The following is a 2850-nucleotide window of genomic DNA, read 5'->3' as shown; positions in this document are numbered from 1 at the left end:
TCGGTCCCTATCCACCGCAGGCGTAGGAGACTTGAGGGGAGCTGGCCCTAGTACGAGAGGACCGGGCTGGACTGACCTCTGGTGTACCAGTTGTCCCGCCAGGGGCAGACGCTGGGTAGCCATGTCGGGACGGGATAAGCGCTGAAAGCATCTAAGCGCCAAGCCCACCCCAAGATAAGGTCTCCCATCCGGGCAACGGAGTAAGGTCCCCAGTAGATGACTGGGTTGATAGGCGGCAGGTGTAAGCGCAGTAATGCGTTGAGCTGAGCCGTACTAATTGACCGAGGGCTTGCCTACTGACGCACTTCCGACGACTCCAGCTCCAGTTGTCAAAACCTCTCCTGAGAGGGAACCGACCCTCTCAAGAGCGGTGGACTGCACACGCTTTCAATCTGGGTGTCCATAGCGGAGGGGAAACACCCGTTCCCATCCCGAACACGGCAGTTAAGCCCTCCAGCGCCGAAGATACTGCTCTGGTAACGGAGTGGGAAAATAGGTCGATGCCCAGATTGAAATCACCTCCACGGCTCCAGAGTTCTCTGGAGCCGTTTTCGCATTTAAGGTACACTATACCGAACCAATGAGCCGTCTAAGCCTGACTGATTGGTATCGCTATCTTGAGACCCAGTATGCGGACGACCAGCCAGAGCCGCAGTCGTCCGATGCGCCAGCGGAGGCGTCGTCGCAAGCATCGCCTCGGACGCCCCAACCGCCTGCGGAGCCGCCGCAGCCTGCCGCGCCCTCCGAAATTTCGCCACCCCCGATTTCTGAGCCGATGCCCGCTTCGCCTGCGCCGATGCAGGAGCGCGGGTACGCGCTGGTCTCTATTCGCGTGCCCCATATTGTCGAGTTCGTGCCCTTGCTTCAGCAGGAACTGAACTGGCAGCCGCCCGCACCACCTACGCAGACGACCCCGACCCCAGAACCGCCCACGCCGTCGGAGCCGTCCTCGGACGGACCGCGCCTACGCAAGCGCAAGGGACGCAAAAAAATCGCCCCCGAAACAATCGTGCCGCCCGAAGCCGATGAACTCTGGGCGAAGTTGCCCCAGTACCTGCGCTATCTGGCGGAGTGGACAGATGACGGCGTCACGCGCAAATACTATCCCGTGCGCGGGCGCGACGAGAGCCGCGAGGAACTCATCGCGCGGCTGACCGACCCCGTGCTGACGCTGGAGGAGACGGCGCGCCTGCTGGGCGTGTGCCCTGCGACCGTCCGCCGCTACACCGACCGCGGCTGGCTGCACTGCTTCCGCACGGAGGGCAACCAGCGCCGATTCCGCCTCTCAGACATCGTGGCGTTCCTGGAAGAGCAAGCCCTGCGCCAGCCGCGCGGGAACCGCAACGCCCGCCGCGAATCGGAAACGCCGTGAAAGTCGCCATCTTCTCGGAAAGCTACCTGCCGTACCTGAACGGGGTCAGCGTCTCGATTCGCATCCTACACGAGGAACTGACCCGCCGCGGGCACGAGGTCTGGATTTACGCGCCGCGCTTCCGCGATTACCGAGACCCGTATCCCACCGTGCGCCGCCTGCCGTCGGTCTACACGCCGTTCGAACCCGACTACCCGATTGCGCTGCCGCTTGCGCCTGCACTCTGGCGCGAGTTCCGCACGCTGGGAATCGACATCGTCCATACGCACACGCCGTTTTTCACGGGGATTGTGGGCGCGCGTTGGGCACGACGGCTGCGCATTCCGCTGGTCAGCACTTACCACACGCTGTACGAGGAGTATTTGCACTATGTGCCGCGCATCGTGCCGCGTGCGCCTGTGCGTCGCATGCTGCGCTGGCATCTGCGCCGTTATTACGAGGGCGTGGACGCCGTGATGACCCCGTCGGACATCGGCGCGGAGGTGCTACGCAAGTACGGCGTGCGCAAGCCGATTACGCCGATTCGCAACCCTGTGCTGCCGTTCCCAGAGGTGAGCAAGGCGGAAGCGCGGGCGCGGCTGGGCATCCCCAACGAGGTGTGGATGCTACTCTATGTCGGGCGGATGGCGCCCGAAAAAAATGTTGCCGTCTTGCTGGAAGCGATACCGCATATCGTGCGCGGCTGCCCCAACGCGCAACTGTGGCTGGTGGGACCTGGTCCTGCGCTGGAGTCGCTCCGCACCGAAGCAGGGGCGCGCCAACTCACCGCGTGGGTGCAGTTCACGGGTCCCGTGCCCCGCGAAGAAGTGTCGCTCTACCTGCTGGCGGCGGACTTGTTCGTGTTTCCGTCGGTGACCGAGTCGCAGGGGCTGGTGCTGGACGAGGCGCAGGCGGCGGGCTTGCCCTGCATCGTCGCCAACGGCGGCGGCGCGCCCGAAGCAGTAGACTACGGGCAAACAGGGCTGATTGTGGAGCCAACCCCCGAAGCGTTTGTGGAAGCAGTGCTGTACCTCACGCGCCACGAGGCGGAACGTGAGGCGTTGCGCCAGCGCGCCGTGCGCAAACGGGAGACTCTCTCCGTGCCCGCGGTGGTCGATCGCATTTTGCAGGTCTACGAATCGGCGCGGCAGACGGTTGGGTCGCCTGCAACGGTCTCTGTGACCAAGTAGCCGTCGCGGATGGGCGCGCCCCACTCCGCCCACGCTTTGTACGCCGTGTAGGGTAAACGCGGCATATAGTAACCCAGCACGCCCAACACTCCGCGCCATGCCGATGGGCGCGCAGGGTGCGGCGCAACAGGCGCCCAGCGTCCCGTGCGGTAGGCGTGGTTCAGGCGGGCGTATGTGTGAAGGAGGGCGTTAGGTGAGATCGTTGCGGGTGTCGCTGGTGCCAACGCCCAGTTGAATCCCCCCACTCCCACACCCCAGTATCTGATACAGCTCTACCGCATCCGACGCATCGTAACGAGTAGGGCTCGG

General features: G+C 64.2%; 2 protein-coding genes and 2 rRNA genes (1 of these 4 only partly in view). All 4 read left to right on the top strand.

What is annotated here, in order from left to right:
• Positions 1–297 (top strand): 23S ribosomal RNA (locus NW808_RS03965) (it extends 2902 nt beyond the left edge of the window).
• A 95-nt stretch (positions 298–392) separates the two neighbouring features.
• Positions 393–509: ribosomal RNA gene (gene rrf / locus NW808_RS03960) — 5S ribosomal RNA — on the top strand.
• 287 nt (positions 510–796) lie between these two features.
• On the top strand, positions 797–1372 hold the full coding sequence (locus NW808_RS03955; RefSeq protein ID WP_414420365.1) for a MerR family transcriptional regulator: 576 nt from the start codon (positions 797–799) through the stop codon (positions 1370–1372).
• The gene (locus NW808_RS03950) at positions 1369–2541 is read left to right on the top strand and encodes a glycosyltransferase family 4 protein (RefSeq protein ID WP_414420364.1); all 1173 of its coding nucleotides are present in this window, start codon (positions 1369–1371) and stop codon (positions 2539–2541) included. The genes NW808_RS03955 and NW808_RS03950 overlap by 4 nt, the downstream gene beginning before the upstream one ends.
• Positions 2542–2850: the final 309 nt, after the last annotated feature.

The organism is Synechococcus sp. W70.1 (assembly GCF_047461515.1).
Lineage (GTDB): Bacteria > Cyanobacteriota > Cyanobacteriia > Thermostichales > Thermostichaceae > Thermostichus.
This window is presented reverse-complemented; position numbering and strand designations above follow the sequence as displayed.